Annotated in this window: 18 protein-coding genes and 3 tRNA genes; 11 read left to right on the top strand and 10 right to left on the bottom strand. The window is 68.8% G+C overall.

From position 1 onward, the window contains the following. From FBZ88_RS29435 to FBZ88_RS29445, 3 genes are all read right to left on the bottom strand, one after another. Window positions 1–146: GTP-binding protein (locus FBZ88_RS29435; protein ID WP_246130159.1), on the bottom strand; the 146-nt coding region annotated here is incomplete at its 3' end. Between the two features lie 65 nt (window positions 147–211). After that, window positions 212–285: transfer RNA gene (locus FBZ88_RS29440), tRNA-Gly, on the bottom strand. A 97-nt stretch (window positions 286–382) separates the two neighbouring features. Then, window positions 383–468 (bottom strand) — tRNA-Tyr (locus FBZ88_RS29445). Between the two features lie 170 nt (window positions 469–638). Between FBZ88_RS29445 and rlmB the strand changes: the two genes are divergently transcribed. Both rlmB and FBZ88_RS29455 read left to right on the top strand, forming a co-directional pair. Then, the gene (gene rlmB, locus FBZ88_RS29450) at window positions 639–1,598 is read left to right on the top strand and encodes a 23S rRNA (guanosine(2251)-2'-O)-methyltransferase RlmB (RefSeq protein WP_145620547.1); all 960 of its coding nucleotides are present in this window, start codon (window positions 639–641) and stop codon (window positions 1,596–1,598) included. A gap of 45 nt (window positions 1,599–1,643) precedes the next feature. After that, window positions 1,644–1,719, top strand: a tRNA-Thr gene (locus FBZ88_RS29455). A gap of 111 nt (window positions 1,720–1,830) precedes the next feature. On the opposite strand, the gene FBZ88_RS29460 is transcribed toward FBZ88_RS29455, so the two are convergent. Both FBZ88_RS29460 and phoU read right to left on the bottom strand, forming a co-directional pair. Next, window positions 1,831–2,592, bottom strand: a complete 762-nt coding sequence (locus FBZ88_RS29460; protein WP_145620549.1) for a hypothetical protein — start codon at window positions 2,590–2,592, stop codon at window positions 1,831–1,833. 151 nt (window positions 2,593–2,743) lie between these two features. Beyond that, complete coding sequence (gene phoU / locus FBZ88_RS29465) at window positions 2,744–3,457, bottom strand: phosphate signaling complex protein PhoU (protein WP_145620550.1); 714 nt, start codon at window positions 3,455–3,457, stop codon at window positions 2,744–2,746. Window positions 3,458–3,754: 297 nt separating this feature from the next. Between phoU and FBZ88_RS29470 the strand changes: the two genes are divergently transcribed. The 5 genes from FBZ88_RS29470 to FBZ88_RS29490 all read left to right on the top strand — a co-directional run bounded on the left by FBZ88_RS29470 (window position 3,755) and on the right by FBZ88_RS29490 (window position 9,371). After that, window positions 3,755–5,056 carry a pentapeptide repeat-containing protein gene (locus FBZ88_RS29470; RefSeq protein WP_145620551.1) on the top strand — a complete coding sequence of 434 codons (1,302 nt, stop codon included), beginning with the start codon at window positions 3,755–3,757 and terminating at the stop codon, window positions 5,054–5,056. Window positions 5,057–5,291: 235 nt separating this feature from the next. Then, a complete protein-coding gene (aguB, locus tag FBZ88_RS29475) occupies window positions 5,292–6,170 on the top strand; it encodes an N-carbamoylputrescine amidase (RefSeq protein WP_145620552.1) in 879 nt (292 codons plus the stop codon). Window positions 6,171–6,338: 168 nt separating this feature from the next. Next, complete coding sequence (locus tag FBZ88_RS29480) at window positions 6,339–6,803, top strand: helix-turn-helix domain-containing protein (RefSeq protein ID WP_040848567.1); 465 nt, start codon at window positions 6,339–6,341, stop codon at window positions 6,801–6,803. A gap of 98 nt (window positions 6,804–6,901) precedes the next feature. After that, complete coding sequence (locus FBZ88_RS29485; RefSeq protein WP_145620553.1) at window positions 6,902–8,062, top strand: succinylglutamate desuccinylase/aspartoacylase family protein; 1,161 nt, start codon at window positions 6,902–6,904, stop codon at window positions 8,060–8,062. 145 nt (window positions 8,063–8,207) lie between these two features. After that, window positions 8,208–9,371, top strand: coding sequence for a bactofilin family protein (locus FBZ88_RS29490; protein ID WP_145620555.1), 1,164 nt, complete (start codon window positions 8,208–8,210; stop codon window positions 9,369–9,371). A 34-nt stretch (window positions 9,372–9,405) separates the two neighbouring features. Here FBZ88_RS29490 and FBZ88_RS29495 read toward each other — a convergent pair whose 3' ends face one another. Continuing rightward, a complete protein-coding gene (locus FBZ88_RS29495; RefSeq protein ID WP_145620556.1) occupies window positions 9,406–9,879 on the bottom strand; it encodes an RrF2 family transcriptional regulator in 474 nt (157 codons plus the stop codon). A 139-nt stretch (window positions 9,880–10,018) separates the two neighbouring features. Here FBZ88_RS29495 and FBZ88_RS29500 point away from each other — a divergent pair, with 139 nt between their 5' ends. Next, complete coding sequence (locus FBZ88_RS29500) at window positions 10,019–10,906, top strand: NAD(P)/FAD-dependent oxidoreductase (protein WP_145620557.1); 888 nt, start codon at window positions 10,019–10,021, stop codon at window positions 10,904–10,906. Between the two features lie 94 nt (window positions 10,907–11,000). Then, on the top strand, window positions 11,001–11,492 hold the full coding sequence (locus tag FBZ88_RS29505) for a hypothetical protein (protein ID WP_145620558.1): 492 nt from the start codon (window positions 11,001–11,003) through the stop codon (window positions 11,490–11,492). A 7-nt stretch (window positions 11,493–11,499) separates the two neighbouring features. Here the strand turns inward: FBZ88_RS29505 and FBZ88_RS29510 are convergent, their stop codons facing one another. Together FBZ88_RS29510 and FBZ88_RS29515 are read right to left on the bottom strand one after the other, a co-directional pair. After that, on the bottom strand, window positions 11,500–12,459 hold the full coding sequence (locus FBZ88_RS29510) for a pseudouridine-5'-phosphate glycosidase (RefSeq protein WP_145620559.1): 960 nt from the start codon (window positions 12,457–12,459) through the stop codon (window positions 11,500–11,502). A 78-nt stretch (window positions 12,460–12,537) separates the two neighbouring features. Next, window positions 12,538–13,311: a 5'-methylthioadenosine/adenosylhomocysteine nucleosidase gene (locus FBZ88_RS29515; protein ID WP_145620560.1), complete on the bottom strand. Its 774-nt coding sequence runs from the start codon at window positions 13,309–13,311 to the stop codon at window positions 12,538–12,540. Window positions 13,312–13,393: 82 nt separating this feature from the next. On the opposite strand from FBZ88_RS29515, the gene FBZ88_RS29520 reads away from it, so the two are divergent. After that, entirely contained in the window at window positions 13,394–15,871 is a 2,478-nt protein-coding gene (locus FBZ88_RS29520) for a ligase-associated DNA damage response DEXH box helicase (protein WP_145620562.1), read from the top strand. Between the two features lie 33 nt (window positions 15,872–15,904). Here the strand turns inward: FBZ88_RS29520 and FBZ88_RS29525 are convergent, their stop codons facing one another. Together FBZ88_RS29525 and FBZ88_RS29530 are read right to left on the bottom strand one after the other, a co-directional pair. Further along, window positions 15,905–16,318: a VOC family protein gene (locus FBZ88_RS29525; RefSeq protein ID WP_145620563.1), complete on the bottom strand. Its 414-nt coding sequence runs from the start codon at window positions 16,316–16,318 to the stop codon at window positions 15,905–15,907. 123 nt (window positions 16,319–16,441) lie between these two features. Then, window positions 16,442–16,792: a carboxymuconolactone decarboxylase family protein gene (locus FBZ88_RS29530; RefSeq protein ID WP_411861221.1), complete on the bottom strand. Its 351-nt coding sequence runs from the start codon at window positions 16,790–16,792 to the stop codon at window positions 16,442–16,444. 159 nt (window positions 16,793–16,951) lie between these two features. Between FBZ88_RS29530 and FBZ88_RS29535 the strand changes: the two genes are divergently transcribed. Further along, window positions 16,952–17,896 carry an AraC family transcriptional regulator gene (locus tag FBZ88_RS29535; protein ID WP_145620564.1) on the top strand — a complete coding sequence of 315 codons (945 nt, stop codon included), beginning with the start codon at window positions 16,952–16,954 and terminating at the stop codon, window positions 17,894–17,896. The last annotated feature ends 2 nt before the right edge of the window (window positions 17,897–17,898 follow it).

Consider the following 17,898-nt stretch of genomic DNA (forward strand, 5'->3'; position numbering starts at 1 on the left):
TGGTCGTACGCGGTGAACGTCGCGCCACCGGTCTCAGCCAGCACCTTCGTGATCGCAGCCGTCAGCGACGTCTTGCCATGGTCAACGTGACCGATCGTGCCGATGTTGCAGTGCGGCTTGGTGCGCTCGAATTTCGCCTTGGCCATGGTCTTATCCGCCTTTGCCTGACAGTCTGAAGTTAAGCTTTAGGATTTCGCGTGGAGCTTCGTACTGGAGCGGGTGAGGGGAATCGAACCCCCGTCGTAAGCTTGGAAGGCTTCTGCTCTACCATTGAGCTACACCCGCCTAAGTCTCTGCCGCCCCATACCCCGGAACTGCTTCGCGCACGCGGGGAACCAGCAAACCCACCCCTCATCGCTGGGGGGCGGTTTTACCGGCAAAGTGGTGGAAGGGGTAGGATTCGAACCTACGTACGCTAACGCGGGCAGATTTACAGTCTGCTGCCTTTAACCACTCGGCCACCCTTCCGTCGCCGCGTGTCCGACCGGGGTCGAAAACGGTGGACAGGTGGGTAGGCGTTTCGACCCCCTCCTGTCAACGGGGAAATGTTGGTCGGACGAAAAGACTTGGCGGCAACCGTGCCATGCCCTGCGGAAAGCAGTGGCAACCCTGCACCGCTTGGCGCTAAGGATGGCATCATGAAGCGATCTGGATTTTCCAACCAGGGCGGTTCCCGCGCCGGCGGCAACGGGCCCTCCTCCCCCAATTCCCCCCGCCCGCCCCGCGATGGCGGCCGTCCGGGTGCGTCCACGCCGCGCGTCCAGGGCACCCGCGTTCAGGGGGCTCATGCCCCAGGTGAACGCCCGCGCGCGCAGGATGGGCGTGCGGATGGCGCCAAGAAGGCCACGGCCCCCAAAGCCACGCCCAAGCCCGGCATGCTCTACGGCCAGCACCCCGTCGTGGCGGCCTGGACCAATCCCGAGCGGCGCTGCAAGGCCCTGCTGGCCACGCCGGCGGGCCTGGAGCTGATGGCCGAGGCCTTCGCCCAGGCCAAGGCCGCCGGCCTCGCCCGGCCCGAGCCCACGGTGGTGGAGCGCGAGGCGCTGGACCGCCTGCTGCCGACCGGCGCCGTGCACCAGGGCCTGGTGCTGGACGCCAGCCCCCTGCCAGAGCTGGACATCGCCGATGTCGCCCGCGCCTGCGGGGAGACGGATATGGTGGTGGTGCTGGACCAGGTGACCGATCCGCACAACGTGGGCGCCATCCTGCGTTCCGCCGCCGCCTTCGGCGCCAAGGCCGTCATTGTCCAGGACCGGCACGCGCCGGAAGTGACGGGCGTGCTGGCCAAGACGGCCTCGGGCGCCCTGGAAGTGGTCCCGCTGGTGCGGGTGACCAACCTGTCCCGGGCCCTGACCGAATTGCAGGACGGCGGATTCTTCTGCGTCGGCCTGGCCGAATCGGGGCCGAAGCCCCTGCACGCGCTGGATTTCCCGGGCCGCGTGGCCGTCGTCATGGGTTCCGAGGGTGATGGACTGCGCCGCCTGACCATGGAACGCTGCGACGCCCTGGCCCATCTACCGACCCAGCCCCCCATCGGCAGCCTGAATGTGTCGAACGCGGCCGCCGTGGCGCTTTACGAGGTCGCGCGGCGACGCTAAGGTCTGCCCGCGTTTGGCGCCCCGGGCTGCCCCGGGGTCTTGGGAGCCGGCTTAGCTCAGTTGGTAGAGCAACCGCCTTGTAAGCGGTAGGTCGCGAGTTCAAATCTCGCAGCCGGCACCAGTTTCAGGCTTCCCACCCCCAGATGCCGGATGGCCGCCTGCGTGGCCTTGGCCGTCGCGCGCTAGGGATGCGCGCGCTAAGGATAGGGAGGGCGATTCGGCCCCTGCCCCGTCACTTGATCACATACGGCTTGTGGCCCAGATCCAGCCCGACATTGCCCTCGGGCACGTCGTTGAAGCTGCGGTAGTGGGTGCCGGGGCCACCGACATATTCGGCCAGCGCGTCGTCGTTCACGTAGTAGATCGCTTGCGAGCGGTAGATGTAATAGCCGTCCCGGCTGATGGACACGGTCAGCATCAGCTCGGTCGAGGTCTCCTCCACCGTGGCGCGGGCGGTGTCCAGCGCCAGGCCGCCGGCCGCCGCCGTGATCCCCCAGGGCATGGCGTCCAGCATGAGCTTGCCCACGGCCACACCGGCGCCGAGGGCCGTCAGCGGGCCGGGCACGGTGTGGTTGGCGTTGGTGAACTTGGGATGGGCGATGGCGTTGGCGTCGATGGCCACCGCCACCACGTCGGGCTTGGGCTCCATGGCCACGGCGTGGCCGTTCTGGACGAAGGCCGTGGTCAGCGCCTGCTGGAAGGCGTCGGCGAAGGTCGTGTCGCTATGCCGGGTCAGATAGATCTGCACCGGCGGTTTTTGCCCCGTCTGCTCCTGCAGATAGGCGGAAACTGCCGAGGCCACGTCCTTGGCCACGATCACCCAATGGGCCGCCGTTTCCATCTTGTACTGCGGCGGCGTCAGGAAGGCAGCCGCCATGGGCCGCTCCGAACAGCCGGACACCAGGCCACCCGCCAGCAGCAGACCGCCAAGCGCCGCCGCAGGCAGGGCGCGCAGATGGACGGAAAGGCGGGACCGAAGCGCGGCGCGGGGCATGGGGCGATTCATCTCTGGCGTCTCGATTCTTGCGGGAAGAGCCGCCACCGGGCGGTCCCCCACCAGTCACAAGAGCAAACCACGTGCCAGGTTTATGCCTGGTTTCCTACGCCCCGGGCCGTCACGCCGGGGGCGTGACGATAGCCCTAAGTCACGCCCCCGGCGTGACGATGGTCAGCGCGGTGTCGTCACCCTTGGCGCGTTCCGCGTCGGGGGCCTGGCCCAGGACCTGGAAGCACAGCGTCTCGGCGATGTTGGTCGCGTGGTCGCCGATGCGCTCCAGGTTCTTGGCAGCGAACATCAGGTGGGTGCAGGCGGTGATGCGCTGCGGCGCTTCCATCATATAGGTCAGCAGTTCGCGGAACAGGGCGGTGTAGGCTAGGTCCACCTCGTTGTCCGCCTCGCGCACGGCCAGCGCCGCCGCCGCGTCGCCATCGGCGTAGGCCGTCACCACCTGGGTCAGCATGTCGTTGGCCGCATCGCCGATGCGGCGCAGCGAGCGGGTCAGTTCCACCTCCGGCATCTGGTTCAGGGCAAGCGAGCGCTTGGCCACGTTGGCGGCGAAGTCACCGATGCGTTCCAGGTTGTTGGCGATCTTCAGCGCCGCCACCACCTCGCGCAGGTCGCGGCCCACCGGGGCCCGCAGCGCCAGCAGCTTCAGCGTCTGGTTCTCGATCTGCTGCTCCAGGGCGTCGATCTGGGCGTCGTCGGCCATGACGGCCGCGGCCAGGTCGCCGTCACGCTCCAGAGTCGCCTTCAAGGCCCGGCTCAGCTGTGTGGAGGCCAACCGCCCCATGGTGGTGATGGTGCGGTGCAGCTGGGCCAGTTCCTCGTCATAGGACGCCACGATATGGCCGGTCGACATTGGCTCTTGTTCCCTGAAAGCGATAAACGGCGAAAACGATGAACGGAGGCATGCCCGGAAGGGGCCACCCAGGATCGATCTTACCAGGACCTCAAAGGAACCCGGCCCCGATTCCGCCCGGGTCCCGCCCCCCTTTACCCGCCGCGCGGGCTGCAGATTCACGACGTAGCTTGTCCAATGTGCCGCCAGCGTCAATGTTTTCTTAGCAAAGGGATAGGATGTTCAGTTGTAACCAGTCCAAAAGAAATACAGACTGCACGCAAATTTGTGACCGCATGTGAGAGGCCCGGCCGGGGCATGACACCGCACGAACTGATCGCCGTACTGGAAAAGCACGATCGCTGGCTGAAGCGAAAGACCGGCGGCGCGCGCGCCATGCTGCCCCTGGTCGATCTGCAGGGTGCCAGCTTCGTCGGCATGAACCTGCAATCGGCCAAGCTGTCGGGCGCCAACCTCACCGGCTGCGACTTCACCACCGCCAACCTCAGCATGGCCGACCTTTTCGCCGCCAAGCTGACCCGCGCCGTCCTGATCAACGCCAACCTGTACCGCGCCGACCTGCGCGGCGCCCACATGCGCGGCGCCCGCCTGAAGGGCGCCATCCTGCGTGAGGCCGACTTGCGCGGCGGCGCGCTGCTGGACCGCCGGGGCCCCGGCCAGGTCAGCATGCAGCAGTCCGACCTGCGCGGCGCGGACATGGACGACGCCCTGCTGTCCAGCGCCAACCTGGCGGGCGCCGACCTCAGCGAGACCAGCATGGTGGGTGCCGACTGCTCGGGTGCGCAGCTGTCGGGCTGCAACTTGGCCAAGTCGGTGCTGAAGTCGGCCAACTTCACCAATTGTGATATGCGCGGCGTGAACCTGTCGGGCAGCAACCTGACGGGCGCCGTGCTGCGGGACTGTCGCCTGACCGGCGCCAGCCTGGCCGGCGCCATCCTGATGAACGCCGACCTGACGGGCGCCAACCTGGACGGCGTCGACCTGACGGGCGTGGACACCACCGGCGCCAACCTGGCGCGCGGTTCGGAAAACTTCTCGGAGAAGATCCAGAAGGCGCTGGGCCACCATCGCACCTGGATCCTCAGCAACGGCGCCAAGGGCATCCGGGCGGAACTGGCGGCCGAAGACCTGAGCCACATCGACCTGAAGGGCGTGAACCTCAGCGGCGCCGACCTGAAGGGCGCCAAGATGGTGGGCGCCAAGCTGCGCGATTCCATGTTCATCATGTCGGACCTCGCCGGGGCCGACCTGCGCGGCGCCGACCTGACGGGCGCCACCCTGGATGGCGTCAGCCTGCGCGGTGCCGACCTGACGGGCGCCAAACTGGACGGGGCCGAGATCGGCTCCGTTGACATCAAGGGGCCGGACGGCCGCCCCATCGGCCGGCTGTGGCCCGCCAACCTGGCCGATGCCCTGTTGCTGAAGGCCAGCCTGCAGCGCGCCAACCTGCGCAGCGCCAACCTGTCGGGCGCCGACCTGCGCGGCGCGGACTTGTCCGGCGCCAACCTGATCGACGCCAACCTGCGCGGCGCCCAGCTGGAGGGCGCCATCCTGGACGGCGCCGCCATGCCGGCCCAGATCGACGACGACGACGAATAAGCACCGCCATCGGAGCGATGCCCTACCGCTGTAGTACAGGTGGGGTGAAGCCGCAGTCATCACCGCGACGGGGCTGCCGCCCTGTCGATCCTGCATCCCCAATGCGAATCGGCCATGTGCTGGAACCTGCACCGACCCGCACCATTTAAGGCGCGACGGCATGCTAGTGCCTGTCACGAAGACGGTTATCATGGGCCCGGTTTCAGAATGAGTAGCTGAAGGAAGGGAGTGCGCGATGCGACAGGTGACGGTGGCGGCCACCCAAACGTGGTGCGACTGGAACAAGGGGGGCAACATCGACCGGGTGGAGGCGCTGGTGCGCCGCGCCGCAGCCGAAGGCGCCCAGATCATCCTGCCGCAGGAACTGTTCGAGACGCCCTACTTCTGCATCAACCAGAAGGCCGCCCACTTCGCCCATGCGGCCCCGGCGGAGGGCCATCCCGTGCTGGCCCGCTTCAGCGCCCTGGCCCGCGAGCTGCAGGTGGTCCTGCCCACCAGCTTCTTCGAGCGGGCGGGCAACGCCTACTTCAACTCCCTGGCCATGATCGACGCCGACGGCAGCGTCCTGGGCATCTATCGCAAGAGCCACATCCCCGATGGCCCCGGCTATCAGGAGAAGTTCTACTTCAGCCCCGGCGACACCGGCTTCCAGGTCTACAAGACCCGCTACGCCACCATTGGCACCGCCATCTGCTGGGACCAATGGTTCCCGGAGGCCGCGCGCGTCATGGCCCTGCAGGGGGCGGAGATCCTGTTCTACCCCACCGCCATCGGGTCGGAGCCGCAAGACCCCACCCTGGACAGCCGCGACCACTGGCAACGGGTCATGCAGGGGCACGCCGGCGCCAACCTGGTGCCGCTGGTGGCCAGCAACCGCGTGGGCACCGAACCGGACGACGACCGGTCCATCACCTTCTACGGCTCCTCCTTCATCGCCGGCCCCAAGGGCGAGAAGGTGGCGGAAGCGAATCGCGAGGAGGAGACGGTGCTGACCGCCACCTTCGACTTGGACGAAATCGCGAAGGTCCGTTCCTCCTGGGGGGTGTTCCGCGACCGCCGGCCGGAGCTTTATGCGCCCCTGTTGACCCTGGATGGACGCACACGCAGGGGTTGACGGCAAATCATTGCCAATTCAGTAGGCAAATGGCGCGTTAACCAACAATAACCATTACAAATGTGTCATGCATTGACCTCAACTGCCGCATCCTCAGATAAATCCTTTTGCCAAGGGCGATTCTGCGATAAATGAGGGGCGGCAGTTGTTAAATCGAGGTCAATACAAATGGGTGCTCAAAAGAGCTCTGTGACCGGTACCCTTGCGTCCGCGTACTCACTTTCCAAGCGTGGCGAGGGTCCCAATCCTATCGATATCCATGTCGGCAATCGCTTGCGCTTGCGCCGTACTTTGCTGGGCCTGAGCCAGGAAATCCTGGGTGAGGCCGTGGGCATCACGTTCCAGCAGCTGCAAAAGTACGAGCGGGGCATGAACCGCATCAGCGCCAGCCGGCTGTTCAACCTTTCCCAGGTGCTGGGCGTGCCCGTCGGGTACTTCTTCGAAGACCTGCCGGCGACCGAGCAGGCCACGCGCATCGCGCTGGGCAGCGAGGAAGGCGAGACCATGGCCCGGCGTGAGACGCTGGAGCTGGTGCGCGCCTATTACCGCGTGCCGGACGGCGCCGTGCGCCGCCGCGCCTTCGATCTGCTGAAGGCCCTGGGCGGTGACGTTCGGGAAGCCGAAGACGCCTAAAGCCTGAAAGCGTCACGTTTTTTCAGGTATAGTGCCGACCGCCGGATGCCCCCCATCCGGCGGTTGCCTTTTGGGGCCCCTCACCCGCGGATGCCGGAATGCCGCTGACCACCGAAGAGATCATCCTGGACCATGGTTTCCCGGGCACCCACCGGGCCGTGACCGTCCATCGCTTCGGCCCGGCAAACACCGACACGGCACCCCGCCCCAAGGCGTACATCCAGGCGGCCCTGCACGCCGACGAGATCCCCGGGCTGTTGGTGGCACAGCACCTGCTGGCTCGGCTGAAGGCCGCCGACGCGGAAGGCCGCGTGCGGGGCGACATCATCCTGGTGCCCTACGCCAACCCCATCGGCCTGTCGCAAGCCGTGCTGGGCACGGCCATCGGCCGCTTCGCCCTCAGCAGCGGCGTCAACTTCAACCGCGACTTCCCCGACCTGGCCGCCCCGGTGGCCGACCAGGTGCTGGGCCGTCTGGGATCTGACGCCGCCGCCAACGTGGCCCTGGTACGCCGCGCCGCCCTGGCCGCCATCGCCGCCTGGGAAACGGCGACCGAGGCCGACAGCCTGCGCAAGACCTTGATGGGCCTGGCCATCGACGCCGACCTGGTGCTGGACCTGCATTGCGACAGCGAAGCCTTGGTCCATGCCTACACCGGCACCGAATCCTGGCCCGACGCCACCGACGTGATGGCGGAGCTGGGCTGCCGCGCCGTCTTTCTGGCGCTGGAGTCGGGCGGCAATCCGTTCGACGAGGCCTGTTCCGGGCTGTGGTGGCGCCTGCGCAACCGCCTGACCGCCGGCCTGTCCGGCGCGGTGCCGCCCCTGCCCGCCGCCTGCCTGGCCGCCACCATCGAGCTGCGCGGCCGCCGCGACGTGGATGATGCCCTGGCCGCCGCCGACGCGGACGCGCTGGTGCGCGTGCTGGTCCGGCGCGGTCTGCTGGCGGGCGGCACAGGGGCCCCGCCCGTCCCCACTTGCCAGGCGACGCCGCTGGCCGGGGTGGACCGTGTGCGGGCCCCCGTGGCCGGGGTGGTCCTCTACACCGTGGCGCTGGGCGACACCGTCACCGTGGGCCAGACGGTGGCGGAGGTGGTGGACCCCGTCACCGGCACCCGCCATCCCGCCCGCGCCCGCGCGCCCGGCATCGTTTGGGCCCGGGCGGAACAGCGCTATACCGCCGCCGGCGCCATCATCACCAGCATCGCCGGCGACCGTCCCCTGGCGGAGGAAGGCAGCGGCCTGCTGACGGCCCGCTGACCCCTTCTGCCGATCCCTTCCTGATAATGGTCCCCCACCTGTCTGCGCTGGCGGCCCTTGCCCCTGGGCGCGCTTCCAAGGGAAACTGGCGGCGGGAGAAGACCCGCCGCAGGCGCGGCGGCGTCTGAGTCAACGCGGGGATATCATGGTGCGGGGAATTCGGGCGGCGCTGGCCGCTCTCATGGTGGCTGGTCTAGCGGCGATGGCGCCGACTCCAGCCGACGCCGCCTGGTACACGGGGCGCAATGTCACGGTGGACCAGGCAGCCGATGATACGGTCATCGCCTTGGGACGCAACGTCCAGCTCAACAGCACGGTGGCCGGCAGCGCTATCCTGATCAGTTCCACCGCCACGGTCAGCGGCACGGTGGCCGACAGCCTGATCGTGGTCTCCGGCAGCACCTCCCTGACGGGCCAGGTGGGCGGGGACGTCGTGCTGGTGGCCGGCAACATCGACATGCAGAAGGGTTCCGTCGTGTCCGGCGACGCCACGCTGCTGGGGGGCGAGGTCACGCTGAACGGCACGGTGGCGGGCGATGTGGCCGTCAAGGGCGGTGAGCTGACCGTGGCCGGCACCATCATGGGCGACGTCGACGCCACCTCTGGCAAGCTGATCCTGCAGCCGGGCGCCCATATCATGGGCGACGTCACCTTCAGCGGCGGCCACGCGCTGGAGCTGCCGGCCGGCGCCCATATCGAAGGCAAGGTGCAGTACAAGGGCGACGGCATGGAGCGCCACCACCACCGGGACCGGGATGAAGACGCCGATACGGACGGCGGCAACGACACCCGCGGCCACCACCACAGCGGCTGGCACATCTGGATGCCCTGGTTCGGCGGCATCGGCATGATCAGCTTCGCCGTCGGCATGCTGCTGGTGGGCGCCGTGCTCTATATCCTGTTCCCCGGCGCCGTCACCAACGTGGCCGCCGGGATCGCCGGCGACCCCGGCCCGGCGGCGGTGAAGGGCCTGGTGCTGCTGGTCCTGGTGCCGCTGTTCAGCCTGTTCTGCCTGATCACCATCATCGGCATCCCCGTGGCCCTGGTGCTGGGCTTCGCCTATGTCCTGGCGCTGATGGTGGCGATGCCGCTGGCCGGCTTCGCCCTGGCCGACATGGTGACCCAGCGCCGCGGCCCGCCGGTCAGCCCGGGGGACCGCATCCGCCGCTATGCCCTGGTGGTGCTGATCCTGGCGGTGCTGCAGCTGATCCCCTTCGTGGGCGGGCTGGTGAAGTTCGGCCTGCTGATGATGGGCCTGGGCGGCCTGGTCAGCCACCTGCGCCGCCGGGGCCCGGTGGCGGCATACTGAGCCGCCACCGCGTCGGGGCATTGGTGCGGGCGGCCTACTGAGCCGCCACCGCGTTAGGGCATTGATGCGGGCGGCCGTGGTCCATCGCCGCCCGCAGCGCCTGTCCCTCCGCCAGGATGTCGGACAGGCGCACCTGGCCCAGCGCCGCCTCCAACGCCGCGCTGGCTTGGCCCAGGGCGCCGGTGATGGCCTGGTTGGCCAAATTCTCCACCGGGCACGCCGCGTGGTCGTCGCTGGGGCCGATGGTGAAGACCGACGCCGTCTCCAGCGCCTGGTGCACATCCAGCAGGGTGAGCTCCTCCAGGCGCCGCGTCAGGCGCCAGCCGCCGTGCGGCCCCTTTTCCGAGGCGACATAGCCCCGGTCGCGCAGGCCCGCCATGGTCCGGCGCACCACCACGGGGTTGGTGTTCAACATGCGCGCAATGGTTTCCGACGTGGCCACCCCATCGTGAAAGGCCATGTGGACCAGGACATGCGCCATGCGCGCCAATCGGGAATCCCTGCTCACAGCCCCTAACCTTTTCTGGTGACGGCCCAGCCTAACGGCCCCTGCCATCATTCGCAACTGTCACAGTGGCGTGTTCCTTGACAGGCCGAATCGAATCGTAATAGTCAAAGTTACGTTTGATTCAGCTGGAGCCTCCCCCATGCGTTACGATGTCCTCATCATTGGCGGCAGCTTCGCCGGCCTGTCGGCGGCCTTGCAGCTGGGCCGCGCCCGCCGCCGCGTGCTGGTGATCGATGCCGGTCAGCGCCGCAACCGCTTCGCCACCACGTCCCATGGTTTTCTGGGCCAGGACGGCGTGCCCCCCGGCCAGATCATCGCCACGGCACGCGGGCAACTGGCGCGCTACGCCACCGTAGAGATCCGCGATGGCGCGGCCCTCGGCGTGACGGGGGACGAACAGGGGTTCGTGGTGGAGACCGACGGCGCCCCCGCCGCCGGGCGGCGCCTGATCCTGGCAGGTGGCGTCACCGACACCCTGCCCGAGGTGCCAGGCCTGGCGGAGCGTTGGGGCAAACACGTCTTCCACTGCCCCTACTGCCATGGCTATGAGCTGAACCAGGGCCCCATTGGCGTGCTGGCAACGGGGCCCATGTCCCTGCATCACGCCCAGATGCTGCCCGACTGGGGCCCCACCACCCTGTTCCTCAACGGCGCCTTCGAGCCCGACGCCGCCCAGCTGGCGGACCTGGCGCGACGCGGCGTGACGGTGGAACGCACGCCCGTCGCCGGCTTCTTCGGCGCGGGCGCCGACATCCGCCTGGCCGACGGACGCACCGTACCCTTGGCCGGTGTCTTCACCCTGGCCCAGACCCGCCTCACCGGCCCGCTGGCCGCCGAATTGGGCGTGGACATCGAGGAGGGACCGCTAGGCCAGTGCATCCAAGTGGACGCCATGCAGCAGACCAGCGTTGCCGGCGTCTTCGCCTGCGGTGACACGGCCCGCCTGGCGGGTTCTGTGGCCCTGGCGGTGGCCAGCGGCACCATGGCCGGCACGGCGGCCCACCGCTCGCTGATCTTCACAGCGTAGGCATCGGACCTTGCCCGGAAGGTGTTTGGGGGCGACGATATCAACCTTGGGATGATTCGCGCGGGTGAGAGGAGATATGTGGAGACGCAGCCTGATGCTGACCCTGACCTTGCTGGCGCCGGGCGCGATGGCGCGGTCGGCCACAGCCACCCCCTGCGATCTGGCCCAAATCAGGGATGCCGACCTTGACGATGCCCTCGGCCGTCGCTCTGTCGAGATTATCAGCCGCGCCGGACGGGTCGGTTGGGAAACCGACGCGCGGCTTAAGCACCTGGTGACCCCCACAGCAACCATCAGCATCGGAACGAACGACGTTGTCCTGATATTGGAGCCTGGGGTCGCCGGGAGCCACCGTCTCGCCAAAACTGTGAACGCGGACAGCTATCGGTATAGGGATATGACCTACGTCCGCGTCCCTGATACTGCCTGCCGCCTGCAAAAGATCACAGTGATGTTCACGGACACCATCCGGAAGCGGGAAACCAAGGTCGATTTCGCCTATGTCGAGGGCCGCCTGGTTTCGGCCTCGGGCCAGCAGCAGCCCTACAGCGAAGGCCCCATGGAGAGATCCGAGGGCAAAGACTGAGCTATCGTCAGTACAGCGCCCGCTTGCCGGGCGGGCGGCGCGGCAACGTCGTTTCCCGGCGCAGGGTGGCGTAGGCGACGGCGATCTGGGCCGCCACGGCGGCGTTGTTCAGCAGCAGGGCGCGGTTGGCCACCAGGCTGGCACCTTCCGTCAACTGCTCGAGGCGGGACAGCAGGAAGGGCGTCAGTTCCTTGCCGCGCACGCCCTGTCCTTCGGCTTCCGCCACCGCCAGGCGGATGGCCTGTTCGATGGCCTCGGCATCCAGGGCCGCCTCCTCCGGGATAGGCACGGCGATGATGGCGCCGCCGCTCAGGCCCAGTTGCCACTTGGCGCGCAAGATGCGGGCCACGTCGTCCGCCGAATCACAGCGGCTGTCGACCGGCAGGTTGCACTGGGCGGTGTAGAAGGCGGGGAAGTTGTCGGTGCCGTAGCCGACCACCGGCACGCCCCGCGTCTCCAGATATTCCAGTGTTTTGGGTAGGTCCAGGATGGCCTTGGCGCCGGCGCAGACCACGGCCACATCGGTGCGGGCCAGTTCCTCCAGATCGGCGGAGATGTCCAGCGTGGTCTCGGCCCCCCGATGCACGCCGCCGATGCCGCCGGTGGCGAAGACAGAAATGCCGGCCAGGCGCGCGGCGATCATGGTGGCGGCCACGGTCGTGGCGCCATCGCCGCCGGCCGCCAGCACCAGTGGCAGGTCGCGCCGGCTCACCTTGCGGATGCCGCCGGCGGCCAGGCGCTCAAAATCCTCCGCCTCCAGGCCGATGCGGATGCGGCCGTCGAGGATGGCGATGGTGGCGGGGACGGCGCCATTGGCCCGCACCGTCGCCTCCATGGCCTTGGCGGCCTCGATATTGGCGGGATAGGGCAGCCCGTGGCTGATCACCGTGGATTCCAAGGCCACGACGGCGCGCCCGGCCTTGATGGCGGCCCCGATCTCCCCCTTGATCACGCAATAGTCCAGCATGCCCGCCCCCTTTGTCGATGCCCTCAAGCGCCGGGCGCGGCCATCCGGCCGCCTGGCTTCCCCGATAGCATGAGCGCGTTACAGCACCGCCGCCAGGCGCCGGATCAATTCGGCGGCACCGGCCGCCGCCGCCTGGCAGAAGGCGGGGAAGTCCATATGGCTGTCGGCCCCGGCCAGATCGCTGAGGCTGCGCACCACCAGATAGGGCACGCCCCAGCGCGTCGCCACCTGGGCCACCGACGCGCCCTCCATCTCCACCGCCTGGGCGGCGAAGGTGCGGAACAGCCGGTCGCGCGAGGTCTCACAGTTCAGGAACTGGTCGCCCGTCAGCACGGTTCCGAAATGGATGCCGGGCACCCGCGCCTCCCCGCCCGTCGCTTCCGCCGACAGGGCCGGCAGCACCAAGCCGTCCAGGGCCGCACGGGCCTTGGCCTCCAGATCCTTGTCCAGCTCATAGCCGTGCGCCTCGTCGAAGCCCGGCAGGGGCGGCACGCCCGGCTGGTAGACCTTCAGCTCGCCATTCGCCAGGGCGCCATAGTCATGCTGCACCAGGCGGGTCGCCACCACCACGTCGCCGATGGCCAGGGCTGGGTCCACGCCGCCGGCCACGCCGGAGAACAGCAGGGCGCGGGCGCCGAACACCTGCAGCAGCAGGGTGGAGACGACGGCGGCGTTGACCTTGCCGATGCCGGCCTCCACCAGCACCACCTGGCGGCCGTCCATGCTGCCCTGCCGGAAGGTGAAGCCGGCGATGTCGCGCGTGCTCTCCGCCCGGAAATGCGCGCCGAAATGGGCGATTTCCTCGGGGATGGCGCAAATCAGCCCCAGCGGGCCCCTGGTCTGCTCGGTCATGTCAGGCGGTATCCTATTATTCCTGAGGGCATCGGCAGCATCCTATTGGGCACCGGGCCTGAACCTCATATATCCTGAGGACATGCCGCCTGTCGCGCTCTTCCCTGAACCAGAGCTGTTGCCCCCGAACATCGCGGGCTGGTTCGCCCATCGCGGCTGGACGCCGCACGCCCATCAGCTGGAGATGCTGCGCGCCGCCCAGCGGGGCGATCACACGCTGCTGATCGCCCCCACCGGCGGCGGCAAGACGCTGGCGGGCTTCCTGCCCAGCCTGATCGATCTGTCGGAACGCCCGCGCGAGGGGCTGCACACCCTTTACATCTCCCCCCTCAAGGCGCTGGCGGTGGATATCGCCCGCAACCTGGAACAGCCGGTGGCGGAGCTGCGCCTGCCCATCCGGGTGGAGACTCGCACGGGCGACACGCCGGAGGCCAAGCGCCGCCGCCAGCGCGCCCACCCGCCGCAGATCCTGATGACCACGGTGGAAAGCCTGGCGCTGCTGCTGTCGTATCCCGAGGCGGCGACGCTGTTCGGCACCCTGCGCACCATCATCGTGGATGAGCTGCATGCGCTGGCCGGCAGCAAGCGCGGCGACCTGCTGTCGCTGCACCTGGCGCGGCTGGCCAGCCTGGCGCCGGGCGCCCGCCGGGTGGGCCTGTCGGCCACGGTGGCCCATCCCCAGGCCCTGGCCGACTATCTGGCCCTGCCCAACCATCCGGTAGCCCCCTCAACGCCCGTGAAAATCGTCCGCGGCGCCCCCGGCGCCCCGGCGGAGGTGGGCATCCTGCTGACCATGGAGATCCCCTGGGGCGGGCACATGGCGCTGCAGACCATGCCGGACGTCTATGAACAGGTGAAGGCCTGCGGCACCACCCTGATCTTCGTCAACACCCGCGCCCAGGCCGAACTGGTGTTCCAGGAGCTGTGGCGCGTGAACGCCGATGCCCTGCCCATCGCCCTGCACCACGGCAGCCTGTCGACCGAGCAGCGCCGCAAGGTGGAGGCGGCGATGGCGCGCGGTGCCCTGCGCGCCGTGGTCGCCACCAGTTCGCTGGACCTGGGCATCGACTGGGCCGCCGTGGACCTGGTGGTGCAGATCGGCGCACCCAAGGGCGTGAGCCGCCTGCTGCAGCGCATCGGCCGCGCCAACCACCGCATCGACCTCACTTCCCGCGCCCTGCTCGTTCCCGCCAACCGGTTCGAGGTGCTGGAGTGCAAGGCCGCCATCGATGCCGTCCATGCCGGCACCCTGGACGGTGACCCGCCGCGCCCCGGCGGGCTGGAGGTGCTGGCCCAGCATGTGGTGGGCACCGCCTGCGCCGGGCCCTTCGACGCCGACCACCTGTTCGCCGAGGTCACCAGCTGCGCGCCTTATGCCCACCTGACGCGGGAGCGGTTCGAGCAGGTCATGGATTTCGTCGCCACCGGCGGCTATGCCCTGCGCGCCTATGAGCGCTTCCAGCGCCTGCGCAGGCGCGAGGATGGGCTGTGGCAGCTGGCCAACTACCAGGTGGCGCGGCAGTACCGCCTGAACGTCGGCACCATTGTGGAGGAACCGACGGTCAAGGTGCGGATGTCCAATGGCGGGTCCATCGGCGATGTGGAGGAATATTTCATCCAGGGCCTGGTGCCGGGCGACACCTTCATCTTCGGCGGCCAGCTGCTGCGTTTCGTCGGCATGCGCGACAACGCCGCCATCGTGGTCAAGGGCGGCCAGGGCCAGCCCAAGGTGCCGGTCTATGCGGGCGGCCGCCTGCCGCTGACCACCCACCTGGCCGACCGGGTGCGCGCCATGCTGGCCGACCCCGGCCAATGGCGCGACCTGCCGGCGGAGGTGGCGGAGTGGCTGCGCATCCAGCGCTATGTCTCGGCCCTGCCCGACCGCACCGGCCTGCTGGTGGAAACCTTCCCGCGCGGCGGCAAGGAGTTTCTGGTGGCCTACACCTTCGAGGGCCGCAACGCCCACCAGACCCTGGGCATGCTGCTGACCCGCCGCATGGAACGGCTGGGCCTGCACCCGCTGGGCTTCGTCGCCACCGACTATGTGCTGGCCATCTGGTCGCTGAGCACCGCCACCAACATGGACGCCCTGTTCGCGGAGGACATGCTGGGCGATGACCTGGAGGAATGGATGGACGAGTCCAGCATGCTGCGCCGGACCTTCCAGACCGTGGCCACCATCGCCGGCACGCTGGAGCGCCGCCACCCGGGAGAGGAAAAGACCAAGCGCCAGATGACGGTCAGCGCCGACCTGATCTACGACGTGCTGCGCCGCCACGACCCCGGCCACCTGCTGCTGCAGGCCACCCGGGCCGAGGCCGCCGCCGGCCTGACCGATGTGCGCCGGCTGGCCGACATGCTGGCCCGCGTGAAGGGGCACATCCGCCACATGGCGCTGGACCGCATCTCCCCCCTGGCCGTGCCGGTGCTGCTGGAGATCGGCCGTGTCATGGTGGGCGGCCGGGCGGACGAGGTGCTGTTGCAGGAGGCGGCCGAGGAACTGGCGGCCGAGGCGCTGCCCAAGACCATGCGCCAGGGCCAAGGGCTGTTGCCGTTTTAAGGCCTTACCCCCGCCGCCAGGACGGCCCCGGCGCTAGCGGACCTCCTGAAAAACGATGATATAGCCGTCTGGGTCTTTGGTGCTGAACTGCCTCAGCCCATACGGCGCCAGGGTCGGTGCGTCGGCATGAAGGCCGCGCCGCGTAAGCTCGTCGAAGGCTTTGTCGACATCGGCGCAGCCGATGTACAGGACCGTGTCCCCATGCGCGGCCACCCGCGCCGGATCGTTTTCCGCAGGCCGTTCGTTCGAATCGAACTGCGTGTTCAACATGATTTGCGCCTGTCCGCGCCGAAGCCAGATCCAATGGGAAAAGGTGCCCTCGCGCGCTTGCACCTCCGGCGAAGCCGCCACCAGGTCGAAGCCGAGGACCTCCCGGTAAAACCTCAGCGCGTCAGGCATGTCGAAGACGCTGATCAAAGGCGTCATTCCCAGTGCGGCAAAGGTCATGGGCGATCCTCCCTGAGGCCGCTCACTATGATCCCCCCCAACCGGCGCCGCAATCACCCACGCGGCTGGGCCAGGGCGCAAGCGGCGCGGGATCGCCCCGCGCCGCTTCGACTGCGCCCGGCCTCAGCCCTGGGTGGACGGGTGCTGGCCATAGGCGTCCATGACGCGGGTGGTGTAGACCAGCGCGGCACCGGCGCCGATGGCCACAGCCACGCCCAGGGCCTCGGCGATTTCCTCCTTGGTGGCACCATTCTTGATGGCGGCGTCGGTGTGGACGGTGATACAGCCGTCGCACTTGACGCTCACGGCCACGGCCAGCGCGATCAGCTCGCGGGTCTTGGCGTCCAGGTGGTTGGTGTGCTGGCCGGCGCCGCTGATGGTGACGTAGCCCTTCACCGTGTCGGGGCTGAGCTTGGCATAGGCGCCGACGCCGGCGCCAATCTGCTGACGATACTGGTTCCAATCGAGCATCATGATCTGCTTCCTTTCATCCGCGGAGCGCCGTCGGGTAAGGCGCCGTCCGGTGTGCGTTTCGATGAGTGAAAGGTAACGCCGGGCCGCCCGCCGCTGAATGCCCGGGCGGATCAAGGTCATGACCGGCAGGATCAACGTTGGCTGGGTGAAGCAAAGTCGATGGACGACGATCGCAACGATGTGCTGAGCACGCTGGCACCCTTGATCCAGGTGCGCCCGCAGGTGGAGCAGCACTGCCTGTTCGGCCCCGGCTGGTCGGCCCCGCACGGGCGGGAAGCCTTCGGTCTGGCGCCCTTCCACATCGTCACGGCGGGCAAGGCCCAGGTGCTGCTGCCCGACCTGGACCGGACCCTGGACATGAACGACGGCGATGTCCTGTTGTTGCCCCACGGCGCGCGGCACACGGTGCGCACCGCCGGCGCGCCGGCCGACGCCACAACAAGACTGGAGCGTCGCGACAACGGCGTGGTGGAGGTGCGGCGGACCAGCGACCTGTCCGGCGGCGCTTCTCCGGCCCCGGCCCTGGACCTGATCTGCGGGCGATTCGCCTTTGAGCGGGTGGCCGACAACCCGCTGCTGGCCCTGTTGCCGGAAGCGGTGCACCTGCGCGGTGGCGGGCCGCGCCTGGCCCGGCTGGTGGAAACCATCCGGGACGAGGTGGCCGCCCCCCGCCCCGGCGCCCGCGCCATCGCCACCGACCTGGCCCGCGCCCTGTTCACCATGATCCTGCGCGGGCACCTGGAGGATCACGGTGAGGGCACGGAGGTGGCGGGATTGCTGGCGCGCCCGGCGACCGCCCGCGTGGTGGCCGCCCTGGTGCGGGATCCCGCCCGGCCCTGGACCCTGGACGACATGGCGGACCAGGCCCATCTTTCCCGCGCCAGCCTGGTGCGCGCCTTCCGTGCCACCGGCGCCCCGGCCCCCCTGGCCTTCCTGGCCCAGGTGCGCATGACGCTGGCCGTGCGCCACCTGGTGACCGAGGGGCTGTCGCTGGCGGAAACGGCGGCCCGCGTGGGCTATGAATCGGAAAGCGCGTTCAGCCGCGCCTTCAAACGCCATTATAATGCCGCCCCCGGGGATTACCGGGACGCGGCGCGCGCTTGACC

It is taken from the genome of Nitrospirillum bahiense (assembly GCF_007828025.1).
GTDB classification, from domain to species: domain Bacteria; phylum Pseudomonadota; class Alphaproteobacteria; order Azospirillales; family Azospirillaceae; genus Nitrospirillum; species Nitrospirillum amazonense.

What these genes read in the sequence shown, in the direction of transcription:
- rlmB (WP_145620547.1), top strand. Translation starts at nt 639, where the DNA reads ATGAAGCGATCTGGATTTTCCAACCAGGGCGGTTCCCGCGCCGGCGGC.
- FBZ88_RS29460 (WP_145620549.1), bottom strand. Translation starts at nt 2,592, where the DNA reads ATGCCCCGCGCCGCGCTTCGGTCCCGCCTTTCCGTCCATCTGCGCGCC.
- phoU (WP_145620550.1), bottom strand. Translation starts at nt 3,457, where the DNA reads ATGTCGACCGGCCATATCGTGGCGTCCTATGACGAGGAACTGGCCCAG.
- FBZ88_RS29470 (WP_145620551.1), top strand. Translation starts at nt 3,755, where the DNA reads ATGACACCGCACGAACTGATCGCCGTACTGGAAAAGCACGATCGCTGG.
- aguB (WP_145620552.1), top strand. Translation starts at nt 5,292, where the DNA reads ATGCGACAGGTGACGGTGGCGGCCACCCAAACGTGGTGCGACTGGAAC.
- FBZ88_RS29480 (WP_040848567.1), top strand. Translation starts at nt 6,339, where the DNA reads ATGGGTGCTCAAAAGAGCTCTGTGACCGGTACCCTTGCGTCCGCGTAC.
- FBZ88_RS29485 (WP_145620553.1), top strand. Translation starts at nt 6,902, where the DNA reads ATGCCGCTGACCACCGAAGAGATCATCCTGGACCATGGTTTCCCGGGC.
- FBZ88_RS29490 (WP_145620555.1), top strand. Translation starts at nt 8,208, where the DNA reads ATGGTGCGGGGAATTCGGGCGGCGCTGGCCGCTCTCATGGTGGCTGGT.
- FBZ88_RS29500 (WP_145620557.1), top strand. Translation starts at nt 10,019, where the DNA reads ATGCGTTACGATGTCCTCATCATTGGCGGCAGCTTCGCCGGCCTGTCG.
- FBZ88_RS29505 (WP_145620558.1), top strand. Translation starts at nt 11,001, where the DNA reads ATGCTGACCCTGACCTTGCTGGCGCCGGGCGCGATGGCGCGGTCGGCC.
- FBZ88_RS29510 (WP_145620559.1), bottom strand. Translation starts at nt 12,459, where the DNA reads ATGCTGGACTATTGCGTGATCAAGGGGGAGATCGGGGCCGCCATCAAG.
- FBZ88_RS29515 (WP_145620560.1), bottom strand. Translation starts at nt 13,311, where the DNA reads ATGACCGAGCAGACCAGGGGCCCGCTGGGGCTGATTTGCGCCATCCCC.
- FBZ88_RS29520 (WP_145620562.1), top strand. Translation starts at nt 13,394, where the DNA reads ATGCCGCCTGTCGCGCTCTTCCCTGAACCAGAGCTGTTGCCCCCGAAC.
- FBZ88_RS29525 (WP_145620563.1), bottom strand. Translation starts at nt 16,318, where the DNA reads ATGACCTTTGCCGCACTGGGAATGACGCCTTTGATCAGCGTCTTCGAC.
- FBZ88_RS29530 (WP_411861221.1), bottom strand. Translation starts at nt 16,792, where the DNA reads ATGATGCTCGATTGGAACCAGTATCGTCAGCAGATTGGCGCCGGCGTC.
- FBZ88_RS29535 (WP_145620564.1), top strand. Translation starts at nt 16,952, where the DNA reads ATGGACGACGATCGCAACGATGTGCTGAGCACGCTGGCACCCTTGATC.